Below are 24,911 nucleotides of genomic sequence, written 5' to 3' on the forward strand. Positions count from 1 at the left end.
CGTATGTCAGCCACCCGGTATACGTATCTCGGTCCCGAAGGCACTTTCACGGAGGCCGCGCTGCGTACGCTGCCCGAGGCCGCGACCCGGGAGCTCGTCCCGATGGTCTCCGTCCCGGCCGCGCTGGACGCCGTACGCAACGGAGAGGCCGCCGCCGCTCTCGTGCCGATCGAGAACTCGGTGGAGGGCGGGGTCACCGCGACCCTGGACGAGCTGGCCTCCGGCGAGCCGCTGATGATCTACCGCGAGGTGGTCCTGCCGATCGCCTTCGCCCTGCTCGTACGGCCGGGCACCACCATGTCCGAGATCAAGACGGTCACCGGGCACCCGGTCGCCCAGCCGCAGGTCCGGAACTGGATGCGGGCCCACCTGCCCGATGCCCTGTGGGAGTCGGCGGCGTCGAACGCGGACGGCGCCCGGCTCGTCCAGGAGGGCCGTTTCGACGCGGCCTTCGCCGGCGAGTTCGCCGCGGCGACCTACGGCCTGGAGGCCCTGGTCACCGAGATCCACGACGCCGAGAACGCCGAGACCCGGTTCGTCCTGGTGGGACGGCCGGCCCGGCCGTCCGCGCCGACGGGCGCGGACAAGACCTCGGTCGTGCTGTGGCTGGGCGAGGACCACCCCGGTGCCCTCCTCGAACTGCTCCAGGAGTTCGCGGTGCGCGGGGTCAACCTGATGCTGATCCAGTCCCGGCCGACGGGCGCGGGCATCGGGAACTACTGCTTCGCGGTGGACGCGGAGGGTCATATCTCCGAGCGGCGGGTGGGCGAGGCGCTGATGGGCCTCAAGCGGATCTGCCCGAAGGTGCGCTTCCTCGGGTCGTACCCGCGGGCCGGTGTCTCGCGGGAGGACGTGCGGGGGCTTCGACGCGGGACGTCGGACGAAGAGTTCACGGCGGCCTCCGATTGGCTGGCGAGGGCCCAGGACGGTCGGGCCTGATCCGAGAGTGCCCCACCGCTCCCGTTGCCGGGGGCGGTCGTCCACAGGTGTGAACCACTAGTCCTACCTGCATACTTTTCGGTTGCCCACAGAAGTTATCCACAGGTGCGCTTCTCGACCTGGGGACAAGTCGACAACACATGCAGACATGGTCGACAAATCACCCTAGTCACTCCACAAGCGTCCACAGTGCGCCGAGTTGGCCGGTGTCACCTCAATTCCATTGATCAACTCTTTAGGGCGAGGAATTCCCACCCGAATGAGTGTGTGAAGGAGGTTTGATCGGGGAATCCTGAGGCCCGCGAAGTCGATTCGGAATGATCTCCTCCGCAATCCACAGACCTTCCACACAGCCTGTGGATAACTTTCAGGGCTCGGGCTCCCCTGTGGAGAAGTCCCTTGATCCACCCGGCGATTCGGTCAAGCCGCACAGGCCGATGCGCCCCTTTTCGGGGGCTCGCGGCCAGTTTATTGACGAATAGGGAGAGCATTTCCCAATCCCGGCAATTCGGGCAAAGCGACACGCAAGGCTATATCCGGTTGAGGTGCCAGGAGCCCGCACCGGTAGCCTGGTGGGGTGATTGACCTTCGCCTGCTCCGTGAGGACCCCGACCGTGTTCGCGCCTCCCAGCGCGCCCGTGGAGAGGACGTCGCGCTTGTCGACGCCCTGCTCTCCGCCGATGAGCGGCGCAGGTCGTCCGGCGTCCGCTTCGACGAGCTCCGTTCCGAGCAGAAGTCGCTCGGCAAGCTGATCCCCAAGGCCACCCCCGAGGAGCGCGCCGAGCTCCTTCAGCGGGCCGAGCAGCTCAAGGCCGACGTCAAGGCCGCCGAGGCCGAGCAGAACGAGGCCGACGAGACGGCCCGCGCCCTCCTGCTCCAGCTCGGGAACATCGTCCACCCGGACGTGCCCGTCGGCGGCGAGGAGGACTTCGTCGTCCTGGAGACGCACGGCACCATCCGCGACTTCGCGGCCGAGGGCTTCGAGCCCAAGGACCACCTGGAGCTGGGCGAGACGCTGGGCGCCATCGACGTCGAGCGGGGCGCCAAGGTCTCCGGCTCGCGCTTCTACTACCTGACGGGCGTCGGCGCCCTGCTGGAGCTGGCCCTCGTCAACGCGGCGATCGCGCAGGCGACCGAGGCCGGGTTCATCCCGATGCTGACGCCGGCGCTGGTCCGCCCGCGTGCCATGGAGGGCACCGGCTTCCTCGGCCAGGCCGCGGAGAACGTGTACCACCTGGAGAAGGACGACTTCTACCTCGTCGGTACGTCCGAGGTGCCGCTCGCCGCGTACCACATGGACGAGATCATCGACGCGGACAAGCTCCCGCTGCGCTACGCCGGCTTCTCGCCGTGCTTCCGCCGCGAGGCCGGCACGTACGGCAAGGACACCCGGGGCATCTTCCGGGTCCACCAGTTCGACAAGGTCGAGATGTTCTCGTACGTCGCTCCGGAGGACGCCGAGAACGAGCACAAGCGGCTCCTGGAGTGGGAGAAGCAGTGGCTGACCAGCCTCGAGCTGCCCTTCCAGGTCATCGACGTGGCCACCGGCGACCTGGGCTCCTCCGCCTCCCGCAAGTTCGACTGCGAGGCGTGGATCCCGACGCAGGGCAAGTACCGCGAGCTGACCTCGGCCTCGAACTGCGACGGCTTCCAGGCGCGCCGCCTGTCCGTGCGGATGCGTGACGAGCGGAACGGCAAGAAGGTCGTCCAGCCGCTGGCGACGCTGAACGGCACGCTCTGCGCCGTACCGCGCACGATCGTGGCGATCCTGGAGAACCACCAGCTGCCGGACGGTTCGGTCCGGGTGCCGGAGGTGCTGCGGCCGTACCTGGGTGGCCGTGAGGTCCTGGAGCCGATCTCCAAGTGAGCCCGTTCCCGTACAAGCTCGTCGCGACGGACCTCGACGGCACGCTGCTGCGCGCCGACGAGTCGGTCTCGGACCGTACGCGTGACGCCCTCGCCGCCGTGGTGGCGGCGGGGGCCGCGCACATCGTCGTCACCGGCCGGGCCGTCCCCTGGACGCGGCACATCCTCGACGACCTCGGCTACGAGGGCCTCGCGGTGTGCGGTCAGGGCGCGCAGGTCTACCACGCGGGCGAGCACCGGCTGCTGACGTCGGTGACGCTGGACCGGCAGCTGGCCGGCCTGGCGCTGTCGAAGATCGAGGCCGAGGTCGGGCCGCTGGCGCTGGCCGCCAGCCGCGACGGTCTCGACGGCGAGGTGCTGGTCAGCCCCGAGTACCGGGTCCAGGAGGGACCGCTGCCGGTGGTCGTCTTCGAGGACCCGGCGCAGCTGTGGTCCGCTCCGCTGAACAAGCTCTACATCCAGCACCCCACACTGTCGGACGACGAGCTGGCCGGCGCCGCCCGGCGGACGGTCGGCAGCCTGGTGGACGTGGTCATGGCCGGCCCGGGAATCGTGGAGATCCTCCCGCTGGGCCTGACCAAGGCCACGGGCCTGTCGCTCGCGGCGCGCAGACTGGGCGTGAAGGCGGCGGAGACGATCGCCTTCGGCGACATGCCGAACGACATCCCGATGTTCGGCTGGGCGGCGCGGGGCGTGGCGATGGAGAACGCCCACGACGACCTGAAGTCGATCGCGGACGAGGTGACGGCCTCGAACGAGGAGGACGGCATCGCGGTGGTGCTGGAGCGTCTGCTCGCGACCTAGGCGGGCTTCGCCCGAAGGGCACGCCGGTCTTCGCACGGCCCGGGGCCACTTGGCGGGCGCTTGCCCTGGTGGTGCCCGCCCGCGGGCCTCGGCGCTCGGCCCGGGTCTGCGGCATCGCCCTGCGGAGAGGGAGCACCCGCTCGCGAAGGGTCGGTCCGTGCGGGGCACGGGTTCACCCGCTCACGAAGGGGTCGGTCCCCCCGGGCACGGATTCGCCCGCTCACGAAGGGTCGGTCCGTCCGGGGCACGGGTTCGCCCGCTCGCGAGGAAGGTCGGTCCGTCTACGGATCGGCTTCGCCCGAAGGGCACGAGGTCGGTCCGTCTACGGATCGGCTTCGCCCGAAGGGCACGCCGGTCTTCGCACGGCCCGGGGCCACTTGGCGGGTGCTTGCCCTGGTGCGGCGCGCCCGAGGGCCTTGCCCTGGCTGCCGCCCGCCCAAGGGCCACGCGGAGGATGCGCGGATCGAACGCGCGCGGGGGTGACCCCGACGACGGCTTAGCAAGCCGCTGCCTTACCACTCGGCCAATCCTCCGGGTGGGCGGCCCGCGCGGAGAACCCGCGCGCTCGAAGCGGCCGCCCCGGCGGCGCTAGGGGGCGCCGCCCTGCAGGGAGCTCGACGGACTCGAACTCCGGCTCGAACTGGTGTCGGTCATCGTCGCGCTCCTCCCCGGTCTCACGGCGGGCGTCTCCCGCACAACTAGTGTGCGCGCGACGGACGTTCGACGGCCACCGAATTACCGGGCGGGTCCACACCCCAGGTGAGCGGCCGGCACGCGAGACCGATCACCAGCGAGATCGCGTGCCCCAGATCCGTATACGTATGGCTCGTGAAGAGCGGTACGGCGAAGACGGCCACCGCCCCGGCCAGGTAGAGCCACCGCCAGGGCCGTGGGATCCGGTACGTGAGGATGCCGATCGACGCGGCGATCCCGTAACTCACCCCGATGTCCACGACGTGCGCCATGCTGCGCGGCACGTCGTGGTCCTGGATCGCGTCCAGGACGACCTGCTGGCTGATGAGGGTCGCCGCGACATGCGCCGTGGCGACCGTGAGGAACCATCTCAGCGTCCCCAGCCAGCGCTCCACGGGCGCGTGGAAGACCTCGAACAGCACTGCGTACAGCACGAAGTCGGAGGGGTCCTCGATCCAGAACGCGCTGCCGAGCAGCGCCTGGAGCGGGTGGTGGGAGAGCTGGTGCAGATTGCTGGAGTTGCGGTGCAGGAGATAGTGCTCCAGGCCGTCCGACGAGACCGCGATGACGACGCTGGTGACCGCGATGACGAGCAGCCAGAGATGCGTACCGGGTGACGATCGCACCCACGACCTGATCGGTCGGGACGGTTCGCCACCCGGTGCACCACCAGGGAGGGTTTCACTCGGCACTCTTCAGTGCCTATCACCCTGAACTGGGAGAATCCTTAGAAATTGATCATGTGTCCGGCAAGACCGTGGATGGCTTCCTTGACGGCCTCGCCCAGCGTCGGGTGCGCGTGGACGTTCCGCGCGACCTCGTTGACCGTCAGGTCCCACTGCTGCGCCAGGGTCAGCTCGGGCAGAAGTTCGGTGACGTCGGGGCCGATCAGGTGGGCGCCGATGATCTCGCCGTACTGCGCGTCGGCGATGATCTTCACGAAGCCGGTGGAGTCGCCGAGGCCGTGCGCCTTGCCGTTGGCGGTGAAGGGGAACTTGGCGACCTTGACGTCGTACCCCTTCTCCCGCGCCTGCGCCTCGGTCCAGCCGAAGCTGGCGATCTGCGGCTGGCAGTAGGTGGCGCGCGGGATCATCGGGTAGTCGAGTTCCATGGTCTCGGCGTCCCCGATGGTCTCGGCGGCGACGACACCCATGGACTCGGCGGTGTGCGCGAGCATCAGCTTCGCGGTCACGTCACCGATGGCGTAGATGTGCGGCACGTTGGTGCGGCAGCGGCCGTCGACGTCGATCGCGCCGCGCTCGGTCAGCGCCACGCCGGTGTTCTCCAGGCCGTAGCCGGAGACGTTGGGGGCGAAACCGATGGCCTGGAGGACCTTGTCGGCCTCCAGGACCTTCTGCGCGCCGTCCTTGCCCGTGACGGTGACGCGGACCTGCGGGCCGGACTCGTCGATCGTCTCGACGCGGGTCGAGGTCAGGACGTCGATGCCGAGCTTGCGGTACTGCTTCGCCAGCTCCTTGGAGACGTCGGCGTCCTCCAGCGGCGCGATCCGGTCCAGGAACTCGACGATCGTGACCTTCACGCCGTAGTTGTGGAGCACGTACGCGAACTCGATGCCGATCGCGCCGGCGCCGGCGATGATGATCGACTGCGGCACGTCCTCGGCGAGGATCTGCTCCTCGAACGTCACGACGCGCTCGCTGCGGGCGGTACCCGGCAGCAGTCGCGGGGTGGCGCCGGTGGCGATGATGCAGTTGTCGAAGGTGATCGTCTGTGTGGTGCCGTCGGACTTGGCGACCTGCATCGTGTTCGCGTCTACGAAGGTGCCGCGGCCGTCGAACTCGGTGATGCCGTTCTTCTTCATCAGGAAGTGGACGCCCTTGACCCGGCCGTCCGCGACCGTGCGGCTGCGGCTGAACGCCTCGCCGTAGTCGAAGGAGACCGTGCCGTCGACCTTGATGCCGAAGGTCTTCGCCTCGTGGTTGAAGATGTGGGCGAGCTCCGCGTTGCGCAGGAGCGCCTTGGTGGGGATGCAGCCGACGTTCAGGCAGACACCGCCCCAGTACTTCTCTTCGACGACCGCGACCCGCTTGCCCAGCTGGGCGGCGCGGATGGCGGCGACGTAGCCGCCGGGGCCAGCTCCGAGTACGACGACGTCGAAGCGGTCTGACATGACTGACTCCCGAAGGTGGTGAGGGTGTTCGTGTCCGCGTACGGGCCCACAGTAGTCCGGTGCCTGCCGCGAGGTCAGTTGTAGGATGACTGGGCAACCGGGCGAATATCTCGCGTGATCTCGTGTGGAGTGGTGATGGGGCTGAAGGCGGCGGGGCGGACCTCCTTGGTGGACTCCGTGGTGGAGCAGCTGCGCGACCAGCTCGCGCAGGGCGAGTGGGAGGTCGGGGACCGCATTCCCACCGAGCACACGCTCGCCGAGCAGTTGGGCGTGGGGCGCAACACGGTCCGCGAGGCGGTGCGGGTTCTGGTCCACGCGGGCCTCCTGGAGTCCCGCCAGGGCAACGGCACCTTTGTCAGGTCGACCGCCGATCCGGCCGCCGTCCTGCGCGGAGTGCGCCATGCGGGTGCGCGCGACGTCATGGAGCTGCGGATGGCCCTGGAGGCCGAGGCGGCGCGCCTGGCGGCGGTACGGCGGGACACCCACGACCTGCTGCGGCTGCGGGCGGCGCTGGCGACCCTCCGCGAGGAGGGCGACCGTGCCGCGGACGCGGACATGGCGTTCCACCTGGCCGTCGTCGAGGCCACGCACAACGCGGCCTTCACCGAGGTGTACCGCTTCTTCTCCACGCAGGTGCACGAGGTGCTGGTGGAGGCGCTCGGCGACCGGGAGATGCCGCCGGTCGACATCGACGCGCACGAGGCCCTGGTCGCTGCGGTCGAGGCGGGCGACGCGGAGGCGGCGGAGGCGGGGGCGCGGGAGCTGCTGCGGGTGCCGATGGAGACGATCACGGCGCTGACGGGTGAGGCGCGTCAGGTCCATGAGACGCGTGAAGCACATGAGCCGCATGAAGTGCATGAGGCTCGTGACGCTCGTGAGGCGCGGACCGGTGAAGCGCGGACCGGTGAAGCGCGGACCGGTGAAGCGCGGACCGGTGAGGCGCTGTGAGGACCGGGTACCGGCCGCCGGTCCTCGATGGGGAGGCCGATGCCCTTCCTTCGGCCCGAGGGACGGCGGGGCGGTGGGCTTCGCTCGGCCATCCGGTCCTGCTGCTGGTCGGGATCGTGCTGGCGTCGCTCAACATGCGGGCGGCGCTCGCGAGCGTGTCCCCGCTGGTGGGAGAGATCGCGGCGGCCTTCGGCCTGTCGTCGACGGCCAGTTCGCTGGTGACGTCCGTGCCGGTGCTCTTCCTCGGTGTCGGCGCGCTGGTGGCGCCCTGGCTCGGGCGGCGCTTCGGCGCGGAACGGGTGCTGCTCGCGGCGCTGGTCCTGCTCGGCGTCGGCATCCTGGTGCGCGTCCTGCCGTCGGTGTACGCGCTGTACGGCGGCGGTGTCCTGGTCGGCACGGCGATCGCCCTGCTCAACGTGTTGATGCCCGGCCTGATCAAGCGGGACTTCCCCGACCGGGCCGCCTCGATGACCTCGCTCTACACCGGCGCGATGATCGCGGGCGCCACGGTGGCGGCTGCGGCCTCGGTGCCGCTGGAGCAGGCCCTCGGCGGCGGCTGGGAAGGATCCTTGGGGTTCTGGTCGCTGCTCGCGGCGCTCGCCGCGCTCGCCTGGCTGCCGCAGGTCCTGATCGCCGGGGGCCGTACGGGAGATGAGGTACGGATCGTCCCGGCAGCGCCCGCCAGGAGCGTCTGGCGCTCGGCGCTGGCGTGGCAGGTCACCCTCTTCATGGGGCTGCAGTCGCTCTGGTCGTACGTCCTGATCGCCTGGATGCCGACGATCTTCACGGACCACGGGATGAGCCGTTCGACGGCCGGCGTGGTCTTCGCCTTCAACAACCTGATCCAGGTGGCGGGGGCGTTCGCGGTGCCGCTCCTGGCGGGCCGGATGCGGAGCCAGCGCCGGCTGGTCGTCCTCGTCACGACGCTGGTCGCGGCGGGCTACGCGGGGCTGATGGTCGCCCCGGTGCAGGGTGCCTGGCTGTGGTCCGCGCTGCTCGGTATCGGGCAGGGCGGGGCGGTCGGGCTCGCCCTGACCCTCATCGTGCTGCGGACGGGCGACGCGGTCACCGCCTCCCGGCTCTCCGGAATGGCCCAGACCGTCGGCTATCTGCTCGCCGCGGCCGGGCCGTTGGCCGCCGGCGCCGTCCACCAGGCGACCGGCTCCTGGACGGTGCCGATCGTGCTGGTCCTCTGTGTCTGCGCGGCGGCCCTGGGGGTCGGACTGCCGGCGGCCAGGGACACCAAGGTCTGAACCTCGGCAGCCCCTGGCCGCTGTCGCACGGGTTCCGGAGCCCGGTCGGGCGCCTGGCACCCGGAGCCCGGTCGGGCGCCTGGCACCTGGAGCCCGGGCTGGGTCCCGGCTGGGTCCCGGCCCCGGGCTCCACGCCTCGACGCCTCTACTCCTCGCCCGCCAGCTTCAGCGTCCGCAGCTTCTGGCCCGCGTACCAGGTCGCGAGGACCGTCACGCCGATCAGCAGCACCACCGCCGTCGTCAGACCGACGTCCGAGGTGACCAGGCCCTCGCCGCTGACCTTCTGGGCGACGGCGAGCGCCCACTGCTGCACGCTGAGCGTCTTCGCCCCGGAGATCAGCGAGCCGAACAGGGCCTCCCAGACCAGTGCGTAGACCAGGCCGATGACCACCGCGTGGCGGCTGACCGTGCCGAGCAGCAGGAAGAGCGCGCTGTACGCGATGGAAGCGACCAGCGCCGCGACGGTGTACGCCACCGCCACCTGCTGGCCGTTGCCGTTGAGGATCAGGCCGGCGATGAAGGTGGGCACCGCCGAGAAGACCATGGTCACGGCGATCGCGACGATCAGCTTGGTGAAGATGATCGAGGACCGCTTCACCGGCTTGGACAGCAGATAGACGATCGAACCGTCGTCGATCTCCGGGCCGATCGCGCCCGTTCCGGCGATGACACCGATCAGCGGCACCATCGTGGCGAGCGCGAAACCGCCGAGGACGTCGGCCGCGATCTGGTCGTCGGCGCCGTTGAACGCCCGTACCGCGGCGGCGATCACCAGCAGGAGTGCGGGCAGCGCGAAGAGGATCAGCGCCCGCCGGCGGCCGAGCAGGGCCCGGTAGGTGAGCCGGGCGACTGTGGGGTTGTACATCGGTCAGGCTCCTTTCAGGCCGCTACGAGGTACGAGAAGACCGATTCGAGGGACTCGTCCGAGGGCGAGACCGTCAGCAGCCGGATCCCCTGGTCCCGGGCGACCCGGGGCAGCAGTTCCGTGAAGCGACCGAAGTCCACCGCCTGGATGCGCAGAGCGCCTTCGGCGAGGTCGACCTCGATGCCGGCCGTGGACGGGTCGGCGATGAGCGCGGCCGCGAGCGCCCGGTCGTCGCTGGACCGCACGAGATAGCGGTGCGGCCGGTCCGTCATCAGCCGGCGGATCTTGCGGAAGTCGCCTGAGGCGGCATGGCGCCCGGCCACGATCACCTCGATGTGCGAGGCGAGCTGCTCGACCTCCTCCAGGATGTGCGAGGAGAAGAGCACCGTGCGGCCGGCGGAGCCCATACGGCGCAGCAGGTCCATCAACTGCATCCGCTGGCGGGGGTCCATGCCGTTGAACGGCTCGTCCAGCAGGAGCACGGACGGGTCGTGGACGAGCGCGGAGGCCATCTTCACGCGCTGGCGCATGCCCTTGCTGTACGTGGCGATCTTGCGGTCCTGCGCGTACTCCATCTCCACGGTGGCGAGCGCGTGCTGGGCCTCCTTGTCGCCGAGACCGTGCAACTCGGCATTGGCGACGACGAACTCACGCCCGGTGAGGAAGTCGTACATCGCCTCCCGCTCGGGCACGACGCCGATCTGCCGGTAGACGGACTCGTTGCGCCAGATCGCCTCGCCGTCGAGGGTGACGGCGCCCGTGGAGGGCTCGAGGAATCCGCCCATCATGTTGATGAGGGTCGACTTTCCCGCGCCGTTGGGGCCGAGGAGGCCGGTGACACCGGGGCCGATCGTCATGGTGACGTCGTTGACGGCGACGACGTTGCCGAACCACCGAGAGGCGTGGTCGATGGAAAGAGTGCTCATGGGCGCAGCCCATTCTTTGGAAGGGTGGTGGTGGGCGACGGGAGGGCGGTCACAGCCCCACCTTTCGGTAGCGGCGCATCAGGACTCCGTACGAGCCGGCGATGAGCGCGAGTACGACCAGCAGGTACACCACGCCGACTCCGGCGCCCGGTCCCACGCCTTCCCCTCCGGGGAAGGAGGTGGTGGCGCCGAGGAAGGCGGTCTGCACCCCGTCGATGAGCGTGATCGGCGAGAACAGGCCCATCCACTGGATGGCGTCGAGGTTGTCCGTGCCGTAGGCGATGCCCTGGAGCGTGGAGACCGCGCCGAAGGAGATCACCAGCGTGGCGATGACGGCGGCGACGCCGAAACCGCGGCGCGGTGTGAGCGCGGCCATGACCAGGCCGATACCGCCGAAGAGCAGTGACAGCAGCGCCACGGAGACGAGACCCTGGCCGAAGCCCTTGGCCTGGTCGGCGAAGTCGAGCTTCGCGAGCAGCGCCCCGACGAAGAGGATCACCAGCGGCGCGGCGGTGAGGACGAAGAGTGCCGACGCCATCGCGCCGAACTTGGCGAGGACGTAGTCCATCCGCTCGATCGGGCGCGAGAAGTACAGCGGCACCGTCCTGAACCGCAGGTCGCGGGAGACGGACTGGGGGGCCTGGGCGGCCAGGTAGATGCAGATCACGAGCTGGAGGTAGATCGCGTAGGCCGTGTAGTCGAGCGGCAGCTTGCTCGCCTTGGTGACGACCGCCACCGCCACCATGATCAGCGCGGGAACGCACATCACGGCGAAGAGGATCATCGGCAGCACCTTGGACTTGGCACTGCGGCCCAGTCCGTACGCTCCGCGCAGCGACTGCGAGAACAGCGCCCGGCGCGCGTACGCGCGGCCGAGGCGCGGCCCGTCGTAGTTGCGGTAGCCGATGTTGTGGATCTGTGTGGTCTCGGGGGCCTGGGAGCTCATCGCGCCGGCACCTCCTCCTGCTGCTTGGCGTCGGGGCGGAAGACCTCGGCGATGTGGTGCCGCCGCTGCTCCATCCGTACGAGTCCGAGGCCGAGGCCGGCGACGGTGTCGCGGACGAGGTCGTACGTGTCCTCGCCCTCGGCCTCCACCAGGAGGATGTGGCCGGCGCCGGGCAGCCCGTCCTCGACACCCTCGTGGAGGGTGACCCCCGCGGCGGCGAGCGCGGCGCGCACGGCCTGGGCACCGTCGGGGTGGGTGTCGGAGTCGGTGACCTCGACCGCGAGGGTCGTGGTGATCTGCGTGAAGTCGCTGGTGGAGCTGGAGCGCAGCAGCTTTCCGCCGTCGATGACGACGACGTGGTCGCAGGTGCGCTCGAGCTCGCCGAGGAGGTGGGAGGTGACGAGCACCGAGATGCCGAAGTCCGTCCAGACCCTCCGGATCAGGCCGAGCATCTCGTCGCGGCCCACCGGGTCGAGGCCGTTGGTGGGCTCGTCGAGGAGGACCAGCTGCGGGTCGTGGACAAGCGCCTGGGCCAGCTTCACCCGCTGTTTCATGCCGGTCGAGTAACCGCCGATGGGACGGTACCGCTCCTCGTACAGGCCGACATGGCGCAGAGTGTCGGCCGTCCGCTCACGGGCGGCGGTGGCGGGCAGGCCCGACATCCGCGCCATGTGGACGACGAGCTCGGTCGCCGAGACGTCCGGCGGGAGGCAGTCGTGCTCGGGCATGTACCCCACGCGTTCACGGATCTGGGCGCCGGAGGTGGCGACGTCCAGGCCGAGCACTTCGGCCCGGCCTTCCGTTGCGGGAGAGAGACCGAGCAGGATTTTGATCATCGTGGACTTACCGGCTCCGTTGGCACCCACCAGTCCGGTCACACCGGGCCCGATGTCCAGGGAGAGCCGGTCGAGAGCGGTCACCCGGGGGAACCGCTTGCTGAGGCTTTCGGTGGCGATCACAGTCACGCCATTGACGGTAGTGGCGTACGCCACAGGAGTCGTCAGCCCAACGGCTCGTTCCTTGTCCGACTCCAGGTGTACGGACCCGTAGGGGAGTCGAGACCAAAGTCGCTCGCCGCCTGCCCGCGTCGAGTTTTCCACAGGCGTCCTGCACACCCCTTGACGCAGCCTCCGAGCATTGTCACATTCATCAGTGTCAAGTTACGACCGCGTAGCGCACGCATACGCTCACGGACGGGCGGGTGGCATGGCCTCAGCAGTGACAAGCGAACTGACCGCGGAGCTGCGGGGGTTCAGGGAAGTGCAGCGCCTCTCCTACGAGTGCGCGGAAGCCGTCTCGGCCCAGCTCAAGCCGGGGGTGACCGAGCGCGAGGCCGCCAAGATGCAGCGGGACTGGCTGTACGAGCGGGGCGTGCGGGACTGGTTCCACCGGCCCTTCGCCTGGTTCGGCGACCGTACGGCCTTCGTCGACTTCAAGATCCCGCTCCAGTTCTTCCCCACGAACCGGCGTCTTGAGGCCGGGATGCCGTTCATCCTCGACATGGCCCCGGTGTACAAGGGCTACACCTCGGACATCGGGTACTCCGGCTGCCTCGGCCTCAACCCGATGCACGACAAGCTGCTCGCCGATCTGAAGGCGCACCGCGAGCTGATCCTGAGCGAGGTGCGCGAGCGCCGCTCCCTGCGCGAGATCTACGAGAACGTGGACCGGCTCATGGTCCGCCAGGGGTACGCCAACCGGCATCGCGCATATCCCTTCGGCGTGATCGCGCACAAGATCGACCGGGTGAAGGAGCGCCGCTGGTCGCCCACGCTCTTCGGCTTCGGCACCCAGTCGCTGAAGGGGCTCGCGAGCGACGCGATCCACGGCCACCGCGACGGCTGGTCGCCGCTCTGGTCGCCGTACAAGTTCTCCGACCATCCACCCCGGCCGGGGCTGTGGGCGGTCGAGCCGCACCTCGGGTTCCGGGGCACGGGCGCGAAGTTCGAGGAGATCCTGGTCGTCACCGACTCCAAGGACCCCGAGCAGAGCGCGTTCTGGCTGGACGACGATCTGCCGCACGTGCGGCGCTGGAACGAGGGGGACGTGTGATGGCCGTGCTGAAGGGGGCGCGCGAGCGCTGGGTCCGTACGGGCGGGATCGAGCTGTGCGTCGCGGAGTTGGGCGACGAGAGCCGGCCGACCGTACTGCTCGTGCACGGCTATCCGGACTCCAAGGAGGTCTGGTCCGAGGTCGCGCACCGGCTCGCCGAACGGTTCCATGTGGTGCTGTACGACGTCCGTGGCCACGGCCGGTCCACGGCTCCGGCCCCGCTGCGCGGCGGCTTCACCCTGGAGAAGCTGACGGACGACTTCCTGGCGGTCGCCGACGCGGTGAGCCCGGACCGGCCCGTCCACCTCGTGGGGCACGACTGGGGTTCGGTGCAGTCCTGGGAGTTCGTGACCGTCCCGCGCACCGAGGGCCGGATCGCCTCCTTCACCTCGATGTCGGGCCCGTCCCTGGACCACTTCGGACACTGGATCAAGCAGCGGATGACCCGGCCCACCCCGCGCAGGGTCGGCCAGCTCCTCGGCCAGGGCGCCAAGTCCTGGTACGTGTACATGCTGCACACCCCCGTCCTGCCCGAGCTCGCCTGGCGCGGACCGCTCGGCAAGCGTTGGCCGAGGCTCCTCGAGCGGGTCGAGAAGGTCCCGGCGGGCGACTATCCGACGCCGTCGCTGCCCAATGACGCGGCGCACGGCGCCTGGCTCTACCGGGACAACGTCCGGGCGCGGCTGAGCCGACCGCGCGCCGACGCCTATGCGCACGCGCCGGTCCAGCTGATCACGCCCACCGGCGACGCCTTCCTGTCGGAGCGGCTCTACGACGACCTCGCGACCTGGGTACCGGAGCTGACCCGCCGCTCCCTGCCGGGCAAGCACTGGATCCCGCGCACCCGTCCCGACCAGCTGGCGTCGTGGATCGGTGAGTTCGTCCGGGCGAACGAGGATCCGTCCACCAGGGCCCCGAAGACCGCCGCGAAGAGCCCGGCCGATCCGGTGTACGCCGAGCGGTTCGGCGGCCGGCTGGTCCTGGTGACCGGCGCCGCCAGCGGTATCGGCCGTGCCACCGCCTTCGCCTTCGCCGAGGCGGGCGCGCGGGTCGTCGCCGTCGACCGGGACGGCGAGGGCGCGGCGCGGACGGCGGAGATGTCACGGCTGATCGGCGCGCCCGAGGCATGGGGCGAGACCGTCGACGTCAGCGACGAGCAGGCCATGGAGAAGCTCGCCGCGAAGGTGGCGAGCGAGTACGGAATCGTCGACGTCCTGGTCAACAACGCGGGCATCGGCCTGTCCGGCTCGTTCTTCGAGACGACGACGGAGGAGTGGAAGAAGGTCCTGGACGTCAATCTCTGGGGCGTCATCCACGGCTGCCGGATCTTCGGCGGCCAGATGGCCGAGCGCGGCCAGGGCGGGCACATCGTCAACACCGCCTCCGCCGCGGCCTTCCAGCCCTCCCGCGTCCTGCCCGCGTACAGCACGTCCAAGGCGGCGGTGCTGATGCTGAGCGAGTGCCTGCGCGCCGAACTGGCCGGCCAGGGCATCGGGGTCTCGGCGATCTGCCCCGGCATCGTGAACACCAACATCACCGCGACGGCCCGGTTCGCGGGAGCCGGCGAGGAGGACCAGAAGCGCCGCCAGAAGGAGGCCTCCCGCCTCTACGGCCTGCGCAACTACCCGCCGGAGAAGGTCGCGGACGCGATCCTGCGGGCCGTCGTGCGCAACCAGGCCGTCGTCCCCGTCACCCCGGAGGCGCGGGGCGCCCACTTCATGTCGCGATTCGCCCCCAGGGCGCTGCGGGCGATAGCCCGGCTGGAGCCGCCGGTGTGAGCCGGCGGTCGTACGATCCCTCGTAGCCGGAGCAAGCGGGTGGGAGCGGGTTTGTCGGAGCAGTCAGCACAGGCGGGGCAGCCGGGGCCGTCGGGTCAGGCCGGGCTGTCGGGGTCGACGGGTCAGGCCGGGCTGTCGTCCGGGGGCGGCCGGCCGGCACCGGCGGAGTACCGGATCGAGGATCTGGCCCACCACAGCGGCGCAACGGTCCGGACGATCCGCGCCTACCAGGACCGCGGTCTGCTGCCCCGGCCGGAGCGCCGGGGCAGGTCCAATGTGTACGGGGACACGCATCTGGCCCGGCTGCGGCAGATCGCGGATCTCCTGGACCGCGGCTACACCCTGGCCTCCATCAAGGAGCTGCTGGAGGCCTGGGACGCCGGCCGCGGGCTGGGCGGGGTGCTGGGCCTGGTCGCCGAGGTCGACGGTCCGTGGACGGACGAGAAGGCCGACCGGATCTCCCGCAAGGACCTCGACGCCACGTTCGGCGGAAAGCCCGACGAGGACGCGATCCGGGAGGCGATCGAGCTCGGGGTCCTGGAGCGGGTCCCGGACCGGGACGACGAGTTTCTGGTTCCGAGCCCCCAAGAGCTGGCGGTGGCAGCCGAGTTGTACGAGGCGGGCGTACCGCTCACCGCAATCTCCGGTCATCTGAGGGAGCTTCGCGTCCAGGTCGAGCACATCGCCTCGCGTTTCCTGGAGTTCACCACCGAGCACGTCTTCGCACGTTATCTGGAGCACCGGCCTCCGACGGACGCCGACGCGGCCGAGGCGGCGACGATGGTCCGCAGGCTGCGGCCGCTCGCGCAGCAGACGGTCGACGCCGAACTCGCGCGTGCGATGCGGCTGTTCGCTACCCGCCATCTGCAGCACCATCTGTCGGCCGACCCTCCGCCGGTGCGGGACGACGAGCCACGCCCGGTGGCGCTTCCGTCGGGGACGATTCGGGCCGTTCAGCGGCTCGTTGGCGCGGATAACGTGGCGGCGTTCATCGCGGCGGCGGCGGAACGCGAGGTGCAGACACGGACATTGGACATACTCTCCTCAAACCCCTTGAGTGATAGCTAAGTAGCCCAATAGCGCCTGCAAGGCAGGCCTGTTGTCCACAGAATCGCCAATTCCCCTGTGGATAAATGAACTTGGCTGTGGATCAAACATCAGTGCTGCAATTCAATGGTCCGCCGAGCGGCCCTCCGGCATCCTGACGCCATGAACAGATCCGATGCAGAGAGACGCACCGTGAAGGTGTCGAAGTACCTGTCCAAGCACCTGCGCCACCAACCCGAGCGGATCGGGCTGGTCCTCGACGCGAACGGCTGGACCGAGATCGACTCGCTTCTGCGGGCCGCGGCCGAGCACGGCTTCCCGATCAGCCGCGCCGAGCTGGACCATGTCGTCGCCGCCAACGACAAGAAGCGCTTCGCGGTCGAAGGAACGCGGATCCGGGCCAGCCAGGGCCACACCGTCACCGTGGACCTGGACCTTCCGCCCGCCGAGCCGCCCGCGTACCTCTACCACGGTACGGTCGCCTCCCACCTGGACGCCATCCGGGCCGAGGGCTTGCGGCCGATGGCCCGTCATCATGTCCATCTCTCCCCCGACCGCGAGACCGCCACCCGGGTCGGCGCGCGTCGTGGCCGCCCGGTGGTCCTCAGCGTGGACGCCGGCGCGATGCACCGGGCCGGGCACGTCTTCCACGTCAGCGCCAACGGGGTCTGGCTGACCGACACCGTCCCGCCGAAGTTCCTCCGCTTCCCCGGCTGAGCTCTCATCCGCACGGCCGAGGCGCGCGGCACGGCGCCGAGGCATGATCGTTCCCATGGGACACCCGCATCTGCCCACCACCGAGTCTGCCGTGGCGGCCATCCGCGAGATCGCCCGCGAGTTCGACCTGGAGATGACCGTCACCGACGACATCGGTGCGGACCAGATCTCCCGCCGCACGTCCGCCGGTGTCTTCACCGTCCTGGACCCGGACGGTTCCCTCCCGCACGAGGCGTTCGTCGAGCTCGGCGGCTCGCCCGCGGTCAGCGTCCAGCTCTTCGCCGAGGACGACGCGAAGATCACCGTCGACGGCGTGGAGTTCGAGGACGTCCCCCGCGACTCCGTCCCCGCCTTCCTGCGCTCCGTCCATGGCGGGCTCGCCCGTGTGAAGGGCACGTTCTTCCCGCCGGGTTGGTGGCTGGTCGTCCCCCTTCCCGGTGACGAGACGTACAAGGAACTCGTCCTGCACCACAGGCTCAGTCCCTGGCTGAGCCGACAGGTCCGCTGAACCCCGCGACTCGGGCCATGCGACCCCGGGCCTCGCGACCCCGGCCCCGCAGCCCCGGGCCTCGCGACCCGGCCCCGCAGCCCCGCAGCCCCGGACCGCGTGTCGGTGGGGCGGGCAAGCAGCTGCTTCATGGCGTCGGCGACCCGCCGGTTCTGCCGGCGCTGTGGCGAAAGCACGCCGGGCGCGGGGCGGGAACGTACCCCCGCGCCGTCGGCCGAGTCGTTCGCGCTCAGCCCAACTGGGCGACGGCCTCGGTGGCGATCTTCTCGAAGACGGCCTGGTCGGCGGCGAAGTCGGAGTCGGGGATCGGCCAGTGGATCACGATCTCGGTGAAGCCGAGATCCCGGTGGGTGCCCGCGAAGTCCACGAAGGCGTCCACGGACTCCAGCGGGCGGCCCCGATCCGGGGTGAAGCCGGTGAGCAGCACCTTGTCCAGCTCGGCCACGTCCCGGCCGATCTCCGCGCACGCCTTGCCGAGCTTCTCGACCTGGCCGCGGACGGCCTCGACCGACTGCTCCGGCGTGCCCTCCTCGTACAGCTTCGGATCCCCGGTCGTCACCCACGCCTGCCCATGGCGCGCGGCGAGCTTCAGACCGCGCGGCCCGGTCGCGGCGACCGCGAACGGCAGTCGCGGGCCCTGCGCGCAGCCGGGGACGTTCCGGGCCTCCTCGGCCGAGTAGAAGGTGCCCCGCTGCGAGACGGCGCCCTCGGTGAGCAGCCGGTCGAGCAGCGGCAGGAACTCGCCGAACCGGTCGGCGCGCTCCTTCGGCGACCACGCCTCCTGGCCGAGCGTGGTGGCGTCGAAACCGTTGCCGCCGGCGCCGATGCCGAGCGTGACCCGGCCGCCCGAGATGTCGTCCAGGGAGATCAGCTCCTTGGCGAGCGTCACGGGGTGCCGGAAGTTCGGCGACGTCACCAGGGTGCCCAGACGCATCCGCTCCGTGGCGGTCGCGGCGGCAGTGAGCGTGGGCAGGGCCCCGAACCAGGGCCCGTCGCGGAAGGTCCGCCAGGACAGGTGGTCATAGGTGTACGCAGCATGAAAGCCCAGCTCCTCGGCTCGCTGCCAACGGTCACGGCCACCCTCGTGCCAGCGATGGACGGGAAGGATCACGGTGCTCAGGCGCAAGGTCATACCCACGAGCCTACGACCGCGCCACGACCCCCTCCCACCACGCGGGCACGGACAGACCGACGGAAACAGCCCTCTCAGATGTGCGCCCCCTCGCACGCCCGTGCACCTGGTGCGGAAGAATGGATCGGTGACCTCACTCGACTCCCCGCGCCCCGCCGCCCCGGCCCCCCGGCTGATCGCCACCGACCTCGACGGCACCCTGCTGCGTGACGACAAGTCCCTCTCGGAGCGGACGGTCGCGGCGCTCGCCGCCGCCGAGCGGGCCGAGATCGAGGTCTTCTTCGTCACCGGACGGCCGGCCCGCTGGATGGACGTCGTCAGCGACCATGTCCACGGCCACGGCCTCGCGATCTGTGCCAACGGTGCGGCCGTTGTCGATCTGCATGCGGGCGGAACGTTCCTGAAGGTACGGCCGCTGGAGCGGAGCGTCGCTCTCGAGGTCGTGAGCACGCTGCGCGCCGCCGCCCCCGGAACCACGTTCGCGGTCGAGCTCACCACCGGCATTCACTACGAGCCCCTGTACCCGCCCTTCTTCTTCGACCCGGGCGCGACCGTCGCGATCGCCGAGAAGCTGCTCTTCGAAGAGGAGCCCGGCGCCGCCGCCCCGGTGCTCAAGCTGCTCGCCCAGCACCCGGAACTCGACCCCGACGCCTTCCTGGCGACCGCCCGCGCGGCCGCCGGCGAGCTGGCCTCGTTCACCCGCTCCAGCCCCACCGCGCTCCTGGAGATCAGCGGCCTCGGCGTCTCCAAGGCGTCCACCCTGGCCCTCTGCTGCGCCGAACGGGGCATCTCCGCCGACGAGGTCGTCGCCTTCGGCGACATGCCCAACGACATCGAGATGCTCAGCTGGGCCGGCCGCTCGTACGCGATGGGCAACGCCCACCCTGACGTGATCGTCGCCGCCTCCGGCCATACCGTCGCCAACAACGAGGACGGCGTGGCCGTCGTCATCGAACGGATCCTCGCCGGCACCCTCGACGGCTGACGAGTCCGGCCCCCGGGGGCTACAGCGGGGCCTGCCAGACCACCGTCGTACCCCCGCCGTCCTCCCCGATCCCCGGACCGCACCAGCTCGACCCGCCCAGCGACTCCGCGCGCCGCGCCAGGTTGCGCAGTCCGCTGCGCCGGCCGCCCTCCGGGATGCCGACGCCGTCGTCCGCGACCGAGAGCCGGACCCCGGCGGTGCCGTCGGGCAGTTCGGCGCCCGCGTCGACGACGACGTCGATCCGGGTCGCCTCGGCGTGCCGGAAAGCGTTGGAGAGGGCCTCGCGCAGGGCGGCGATGAGGTTCTTGCCGGTGAGATCGCCGACCGTCGAGTCGATCGCGCCGAGGAAGCGGTGCGCGGGCTTGAAACCCAGCGGCACGGCCGCCATGTTGATCTCCCGCAGCACGCGGGTGCGCAGCCCGGACGGCGCCTCGGCAGGCCCCTGCTGGAGCGCGAAGATCGCGGTACGGATCTCCTGGATCGTCACGTCCAGCTCGTCCACGGCCTTGCCGACCCCCTCGCGCACGGCGGGCACGATCGACGTGCGCTGCGCGCTCTCCAGCATCATCCCGGTGGCGAACAGCCGCTGGATGACCAGGTCGTGCAGGTCACGGGCGATCCGGTCGCGGTCTTCGTAGACGGCGAGCCGCTCCCGGTCGCGCTGCGCGTCGGCCATCATGAGCGCGAGCGCCGCCTGGGAGGCGAACTGCGTGGCCAGGGTCCGCTCCGCCTCGGTGAAGGGCCGGCCGCCCCGCGCGCGGGGCATGGCGAGCGCACCGAGCACCTTGCCGCCGCTGTGCAGGGGCAGCAACATGCTCGGCCCGTACTGGGCCGCCAGCCGGCTGATCATGCGCGGATCGCCCGAGGCGTCGTCCACGAAGACCGCCTCACCGTCCAGCAGCCGCTCCACCACGGCGCTCTCCCGCGGGATCACCACGCCCAGCGAGCTGCTCGGCCGGTCGGCGGAGACGGCGACGATCTCCAGGCCACCGTCCTGGGCGGGCAACAGCACGATCCCGGCGGCCGCGTCGGCCAGTCGACGGGCCTGTTCGGCGACCACCGCGAGGGCGTCGTCCGCGTCACCGCCGGAGAGCAGGGCGGTGGTGACCGCGACCGAGCCGTCGATCCAGCGCTCGCGCTGCCGGGCGGCCTCGTAGAGGCGCGCGTTGCCGATGGCGATCCCGGCCTCGGTGGCGAGGACCCGGACCATGTGGACGTCGTAGTCGTTGAACTCGCCGCCGCCGTTCTTCTCGGCGAGGTACAGGTTGCCGAAGATCTCCCCCTGGACCCGGATCGGGACACCGAGGAAGGTCCGCATCGGAGGATGCCCCGGCGGGAATCCCGCGGCGCGCGGGTCCGTGGACAGATCGGCCAGCCGGATCGTCTCGGGCTCGCGGATCAGCGCGCCGAGCAGCCCGGTGTGCCCGTTCGGGCGCCGCCCGATCCGGCGGGCGACCTCCTCGTCGACACCGAAGGTGACGAAGTCCGAGAGCCCCTCGCCCTCCTCGTCGACGACCCCGATCGCGGCGTAGCGGGCGTCGGCGAGTTCGGCCGCGGTCTCGCAGATCCTGTCGAGCGTCGAGTGCAGTTCGAGCCCGGTCCCCACCGAGCGCATCGCCTCGAGGAGCTGTGGCACCCGTGCCGTGAGCTCGGTCGACAGGCCCTGGAGGCTGCGGGTGGCCTGGGTGGCGGCTTCCAGTGGGTCCGGGACATCGGGCACGGCGGCGGTCATGACCTTGAGCCTAGTAAGTCCTATTTGGCGAGAAAAGTCGGGCGCTCCGTCGTTCCCCCCGCGGCGAGCAGGAGATCGGTCTCCCGTTCCTGCTCCAGCATCCGGCGCAAGGGGCCTTCGGCCCGCGCCAGCTCCGCGTACGGCCCGCGCTGCACGGTCCGGCCCCCGTCCAGGACCACCACCTCGTCGACGGCGTCGAGGCCGCGCAGCCGGTGGGTGATCAGGACGGTGGTGCGGCCCTCGGTGACCCGCAGCAGGTCGTCGGTGAGCGCGTCGGCCGTGGCGAGGTCGAGGTGCTCGGCCGGCTCGTCGAGCACGAGGACGGGGAAGTCGGCGAGGAGTGCCCGGGCGAGTGCGAGGCGCTGCCGCTGACCGCCGGAGAGCCGCGAGCCATGCTCGCCGACCTGCGTGCCGAGGCCGTCCGGCAGCCCGTCCACCCAGTCGAGGAGCCGGGCCCGGCCGAGGGCGGCCCGCAGTTCCTCGTCGTCGGCGCCGGTGCGCGCGAGGCGGAGGTTCTCCCGGATGGTGCTGTCGAAGATGTGGGCGTCCTGGGCGCAGAGTCCGACGAAGCGACGGACGTCGTCGCCGTCGAGCTCCGAAGCCGCCACCCCTCCGAGCCGGTACGAACCGGTGTCCGCGTCCAGGAAGCGCAGCAGCACCTGGGCGAGGGTCGTCTTGCCCGATCCGGAGGCGCCGACGACGGCGACCCTGCGCCCGGCCTCCAGGGTGAGCGTGAAGTCGCCGAGCGCCTCCCGGTCCTGCCCCGCGTGGCGGGCGGAGAGGCCGGCGAGCTCCAGCGGGAACGGGCTCTGCGGGGGTACGGCGGGCCGCGCGGGCTCGTGTACGGGAACGGGGGCGTCGAGCACCTCGTACACCCGCTCGGCGCTGCGCTTCACGCGCTGGCGGTACTGGACGGCCAGCGGGAGGCCTGTGACGGCCTCGAAGGCGGCGAGCGGGGTGAGGACGACGACGGCGAGCGTCACACCGTCGAGGCGGCCGTCACGGACGGCCTGGACGCCGACGAACGCGGCGGCGACGACCGTCACTCCGCAGGCGAGCGCGGAGAGGCCGGCCCCGACCGCGGTGGCGGCGGCCTGCCGGGAGGAGATGGAGGTGAGCGTACGGTCGGCTGCCCTGGACCGCTCGATACGGTCCTTCAGCGCCCCGGCGACGGTCAGTTCGGCGCAACCGCGCAGCAGGTCGAGGACCGCGACGGCCAGGGCGCCCCGGGCGGGTGCGAGCCGTCGTTCGGCCCGGCGGGCGAGGGCGCCGCTCAGCAGTGGGACGGCCACGCCGGCGGCCAGCAGGCCCGCGGCGAGCACGGCCCCGGCCTCGGGCAGCAGCCAGGCGGTGAACCCGACGGAACCGGCCCCCACCACGAGCGCGGCGCCTGCGGGCAGCAGCCAGCGCAGCCAGTAGTCCTGGAGGGCGTCGACGTCCTGGACGAGCCGGGAGAGCAGGTCGCCTCGGCGGGTGCGGCGCAGCCCGGCGGGGGCGATGCGTTCCAGGCGGCGGTAGACCGACACCCGCAGCTCCGCGAGCATCCGTAGTACGGCGTCGTGGGACACGATCCGCTCGGCGTACCGGAACACCGCCCGCCCGATGCCGAACGCCCGCGTGGCGGTGACGGCCACCATCAGATACAGCACGGGCGGCTGTTCGGACGCCCGCGAGATGAGCCATCCGGACACCGCCATGAGCCCGACGGCGGATCCCAGCGCCAGACTTCCGAGCAGCAGGGCGAGCCCCATGCGGCCCTTGAGTTCCCCCGCCATGTCCCGGACGCGCCCGAAGACCGAACCCCCGGCCCCGCCGCCCGTCCCGGCACCGGCACCGGCCTCGGCTGGCCCCGTCTCCGTCTCGCCCGTGCCGGGCACGACGGTCGCCGCCCGGGCCTCGGAGGGAGCAGCCGACACGTCCGGCGTCCCGTCCGCCACGTCCACGGCGGCGGCCCGCCGGAGCTCCACCACACGGTCCGCGACCGCCAGTAGCGCCGGCCGGTGGACGACCAGAAGCACCGTACGGCCGGCCGCGAGACGGCGGACCGCGTCGACCACGGCCGCCTCCGTCTCGCCGTCCAGCGCGGCCGTGGGCTCGTCGAGCAGCAGGAGCGGCCGGTCGGCGAGGAACGCGCGGGCCAGGGCGAGGCGTTGCCGCTGCCCCGCGGAGAGGCCCATGCCGTCCTCACCCAGCGGCGTCTCGACACCCTCGGGGAGCCCCGCCACGAACCCGTCGGCCCCGGCGTCGCGCAGTGCCTCCCGGACCGCCTCGTCGGAGGCGTCCGGTCGGGCCAGACGGACGTTCTCGGCGATGGTGCCCGCGAAGAAGTGCGGACGCTGCGGCACCCAGGCGATCCGCGACCGCCATTCCTCCACGTCCAACGCACCGAGTTGCACGCCCCCGACCTGGATCGAGCCACCCTCCTCCGGCGCCGCGAACCCCAGCACGACATCGAGCAGCGTCGACTTGCCCACCCCGCTCGGGCCGACAAGCGCCACCGTCTCACCCGGCTCCAGCACGAGCGAGACAGCGTCCAACGAAGGCTCCGCGCGTCCCGCATGACGCACGGTCACGTTCTCCAGCTCGATACGCGGCGACGACGGCACCGCGCCCGCCCCGCGCTCCTTCACCGGGGTCTCAAGGACCTCGAAGATCTCCTCGGCGGCGGCCAGCCCTTCCGCGGCCGCGTGGTACTGCGCCCCCACCTGACGGATCGGGAGGTAGGCCTCGGGCGCCAGCACCAGAATGACCAGGCCGGTGTACAGGTCGAGGTCCCCGTGGACCAGCCGCATGCCGATGCCGACCGCAACCAGCGCCACCGACAGCGTCGACAGCAACTCCAGCGCGAAGGACGACAGGAACGCGATACGCAGCGTCTTCATCGTCGCCTGCCGGTACTCCGACGTGATGGCACGGATCGACTTGGCCTGTGCCTTCGCCCGTCCGAACACCTTGAGCGTCGGCAGCCCGGCCACCACGTCCAGGAAGTGGCCCGAGAGCCGGGACAGCAGCTTCCACTGACGGTCCATCCGGGCCTGGGTGTACCAGCCGATCAGGATCATGAAGAGGGGGATGAGCGGCAGGGTCACGACGATGATCGCCGCCGAGACCCAGTCCTCGGTGACGATCCTCGCCAGGACCGCCACGGGAACCACCACCGCAAGCCCCAACTGCGGCAAATAGCGCGAGAAGTAGTCGTCGAGCGCGTCCACCCCGCGCGTCGCCAGGGCGGCCAGCGAGCCGGCCTTCTGCCCGCTGAGCCATCCCGGCCCCAGCTCGGCCGCCTGCGCCAGCAGTCGTCCGCGCAGCTCGGACTTGACCGCCGCGCTCGCCCGGTGGGCGGCCAGCTCGGTCAGCCAGGCGACCAGCCCCCGCCCCGCCGCGACACCGGCGAGCAGCATGAGCGGCGTGGTCAGGTCGGAAACCGACAGGCCCTTCTGGAAGGCCCCCACCACCACCTCGGCGATGAGCATCGCCTGGGCGACGACCAGCGCCGCCCCGGCCAGGCCGAGCACCACCACTGCCGTGAGGAAGAGACGGGTGGCCCGGGCGTACCGGAGCAGACGCGGGTCGATCGGTTTCACGTGAA

Annotated in this window: 20 protein-coding genes and 1 tRNA gene; 11 read left to right on the forward strand and 10 right to left on the reverse strand. The window is 71.0% G+C overall.

From position 1 onward, the window contains the following. The first annotated feature begins 3 nt into the window (after window positions 1-3). The 3 genes from pheA to ACZ561_RS21285 all read left to right on the forward strand — a co-directional run bounded on the left by pheA (window position 4) and on the right by ACZ561_RS21285 (window position 3,609). Entirely contained in the window at window positions 4-939 is a 936-nt protein-coding gene (gene pheA / locus ACZ561_RS21275) for a prephenate dehydratase (protein ID WP_376438466.1), read from the forward strand. A 577-nt stretch (window positions 940-1,516) separates the two neighbouring features. After that, on the forward strand, window positions 1,517-2,806 hold the full coding sequence (gene serS, locus ACZ561_RS21280) for a serine--tRNA ligase (RefSeq protein WP_470997325.1): 1,290 nt from the start codon (window positions 1,517-1,519) through the stop codon (window positions 2,804-2,806). Further along, the gene (locus ACZ561_RS21285; protein WP_470997327.1) at window positions 2,803-3,609 is read left to right on the forward strand and encodes an HAD family hydrolase; all 807 of its coding nucleotides are present in this window, start codon (window positions 2,803-2,805) and stop codon (window positions 3,607-3,609) included. The genes serS and ACZ561_RS21285 overlap by 4 nt, the downstream gene beginning before the upstream one ends. 448 nt (window positions 3,610-4,057) lie before the next feature. Here ACZ561_RS21285 and ACZ561_RS21290 read toward each other — a convergent pair. The 3 genes from ACZ561_RS21290 to lpdA form a co-directional block, all read right to left on the reverse strand. Next, window positions 4,058-4,142: transfer RNA gene (locus ACZ561_RS21290), tRNA-Ser, on the reverse strand. Window positions 4,143-4,307: 165 nt separating this feature from the next. After that, on the reverse strand, window positions 4,308-4,994 hold the full coding sequence (locus ACZ561_RS21295) for a rhomboid-like protein (RefSeq protein WP_470997330.1): 687 nt from the start codon (window positions 4,992-4,994) through the stop codon (window positions 4,308-4,310). Window positions 4,995-5,029: 35 nt separating this feature from the next. After that, window positions 5,030-6,433 (reverse strand): dihydrolipoyl dehydrogenase, encoded by a 1,404-nt coding sequence (lpdA, locus tag ACZ561_RS21300; protein ID WP_470997333.1) that lies wholly within the window; start codon window positions 6,431-6,433, stop codon window positions 5,030-5,032. Window positions 6,434-6,568: 135 nt separating this feature from the next. On the opposite strand from lpdA, the gene ACZ561_RS21305 reads away from it, so the two are divergent. Together ACZ561_RS21305 and ACZ561_RS21310 are read left to right on the forward strand one after the other, a co-directional pair. After that, on the forward strand, window positions 6,569-7,381 hold the full coding sequence (locus ACZ561_RS21305; RefSeq protein ID WP_470997336.1) for a FadR/GntR family transcriptional regulator: 813 nt from the start codon (window positions 6,569-6,571) through the stop codon (window positions 7,379-7,381). Further along, window positions 7,378-8,634, forward strand: a complete 1,257-nt coding sequence (locus ACZ561_RS21310) for a CynX/NimT family MFS transporter (protein WP_470997339.1) — start codon at window positions 7,378-7,380, stop codon at window positions 8,632-8,634. The genes ACZ561_RS21305 and ACZ561_RS21310 overlap by 4 nt, the downstream gene beginning before the upstream one ends. Window positions 8,635-8,779: 145 nt before the next feature. Here ACZ561_RS21310 and ACZ561_RS21315 read toward each other — a convergent pair whose 3' ends face one another. From ACZ561_RS21315 to ACZ561_RS21330, 4 genes are read right to left on the reverse strand one after another with little or no spacing between them, the layout of a single operon-like run. Next, window positions 8,780-9,499 carry an ABC transporter permease gene (locus ACZ561_RS21315; RefSeq protein WP_376438447.1) on the reverse strand — a complete coding sequence of 240 codons (720 nt, stop codon included), beginning with the start codon at window positions 9,497-9,499 and terminating at the stop codon, window positions 8,780-8,782. Window positions 9,500-9,513: 14 nt separating this feature from the next. Beyond that, the gene (locus ACZ561_RS21320; protein WP_470997342.1) at window positions 9,514-10,425 is read right to left on the reverse strand and encodes an ABC transporter ATP-binding protein; all 912 of its coding nucleotides are present in this window, start codon (window positions 10,423-10,425) and stop codon (window positions 9,514-9,516) included. A 49-nt stretch (window positions 10,426-10,474) separates the two neighbouring features. Further along, window positions 10,475-11,371: an ABC transporter permease subunit gene (locus ACZ561_RS21325; protein WP_470997345.1), complete on the reverse strand. Its 897-nt coding sequence runs from the start codon at window positions 11,369-11,371 to the stop codon at window positions 10,475-10,477. Next, complete coding sequence (locus tag ACZ561_RS21330) at window positions 11,368-12,330, reverse strand: ABC transporter ATP-binding protein (protein ID WP_470998517.1); 963 nt, start codon at window positions 12,328-12,330, stop codon at window positions 11,368-11,370. The genes ACZ561_RS21325 and ACZ561_RS21330 overlap by 4 nt, the downstream gene beginning before the upstream one ends. Before the next feature lie 247 nt (window positions 12,331-12,577). Between ACZ561_RS21330 and ACZ561_RS21335 the strand changes: the two genes are divergently transcribed. The 5 genes from ACZ561_RS21335 to ACZ561_RS21355 all read left to right on the forward strand — a co-directional run bounded on the left by ACZ561_RS21335 (window position 12,578) and on the right by ACZ561_RS21355 (window position 17,473). Next, window positions 12,578-13,423, forward strand: coding sequence for a M24 family metallopeptidase (locus ACZ561_RS21335; protein ID WP_470997348.1), 846 nt, complete (start codon window positions 12,578-12,580; stop codon window positions 13,421-13,423). Then, complete coding sequence (locus ACZ561_RS21340) at window positions 13,423-15,201, forward strand: SDR family oxidoreductase (protein WP_470997351.1); 1,779 nt, start codon at window positions 13,423-13,425, stop codon at window positions 15,199-15,201. Before ACZ561_RS21335 ends, ACZ561_RS21340 begins: the two co-directional genes overlap by 1 nt. A 132-nt stretch (window positions 15,202-15,333) precedes the next feature. Then, a complete protein-coding gene (locus ACZ561_RS21345; protein WP_470998520.1) occupies window positions 15,334-16,269 on the forward strand; it encodes a MerR family transcriptional regulator in 936 nt (311 codons plus the stop codon). Between the two features lie 141 nt (window positions 16,270-16,410). Then, window positions 16,411-16,965 (forward strand): RNA 2'-phosphotransferase, encoded by a 555-nt coding sequence (locus ACZ561_RS21350; RefSeq protein WP_470997356.1) that lies wholly within the window; start codon window positions 16,411-16,413, stop codon window positions 16,963-16,965. A gap of 55 nt (window positions 16,966-17,020) precedes the next feature. Then, window positions 17,021-17,473 carry a hypothetical protein gene (locus ACZ561_RS21355; RefSeq protein ID WP_470997359.1) on the forward strand — a complete coding sequence of 151 codons (453 nt, stop codon included), beginning with the start codon at window positions 17,021-17,023 and terminating at the stop codon, window positions 17,471-17,473. A gap of 229 nt (window positions 17,474-17,702) precedes the next feature. Here ACZ561_RS21355 and ACZ561_RS21360 read toward each other — a convergent pair whose 3' ends face one another. Then, window positions 17,703-18,605 carry an LLM class flavin-dependent oxidoreductase gene (locus tag ACZ561_RS21360; RefSeq protein WP_470997362.1) on the reverse strand — a complete coding sequence of 301 codons (903 nt, stop codon included), beginning with the start codon at window positions 18,603-18,605 and terminating at the stop codon, window positions 17,703-17,705. 127 nt (window positions 18,606-18,732) lie between these two features. On the opposite strand from ACZ561_RS21360, the gene ACZ561_RS21365 reads away from it, so the two are divergent. Beyond that, window positions 18,733-19,590, forward strand: coding sequence for a Cof-type HAD-IIB family hydrolase (locus ACZ561_RS21365; protein ID WP_470997365.1), 858 nt, complete (start codon window positions 18,733-18,735; stop codon window positions 19,588-19,590). Window positions 19,591-19,609: 19 nt separating this feature from the next. Here the strand turns inward: ACZ561_RS21365 and ACZ561_RS21370 are convergent, their stop codons facing one another. Together ACZ561_RS21370 and cydD are read right to left on the reverse strand one after the other, a co-directional pair. After that, a complete protein-coding gene (locus ACZ561_RS21370; protein ID WP_470997368.1) occupies window positions 19,610-21,322 on the reverse strand; it encodes a sensor histidine kinase in 1,713 nt (570 codons plus the stop codon). A gap of 20 nt (window positions 21,323-21,342) precedes the next feature. Beyond that, a complete protein-coding gene (cydD, locus tag ACZ561_RS21375) occupies window positions 21,343-24,906 on the reverse strand; it encodes a thiol reductant ABC exporter subunit CydD (protein ID WP_470997370.1) in 3,564 nt (1,187 codons plus the stop codon). Window positions 24,907-24,911: the final 5 nt, after the last annotated feature.

The sequence above is a fragment of the Streptomyces sp. NPDC039609 genome, from assembly GCF_055596705.1.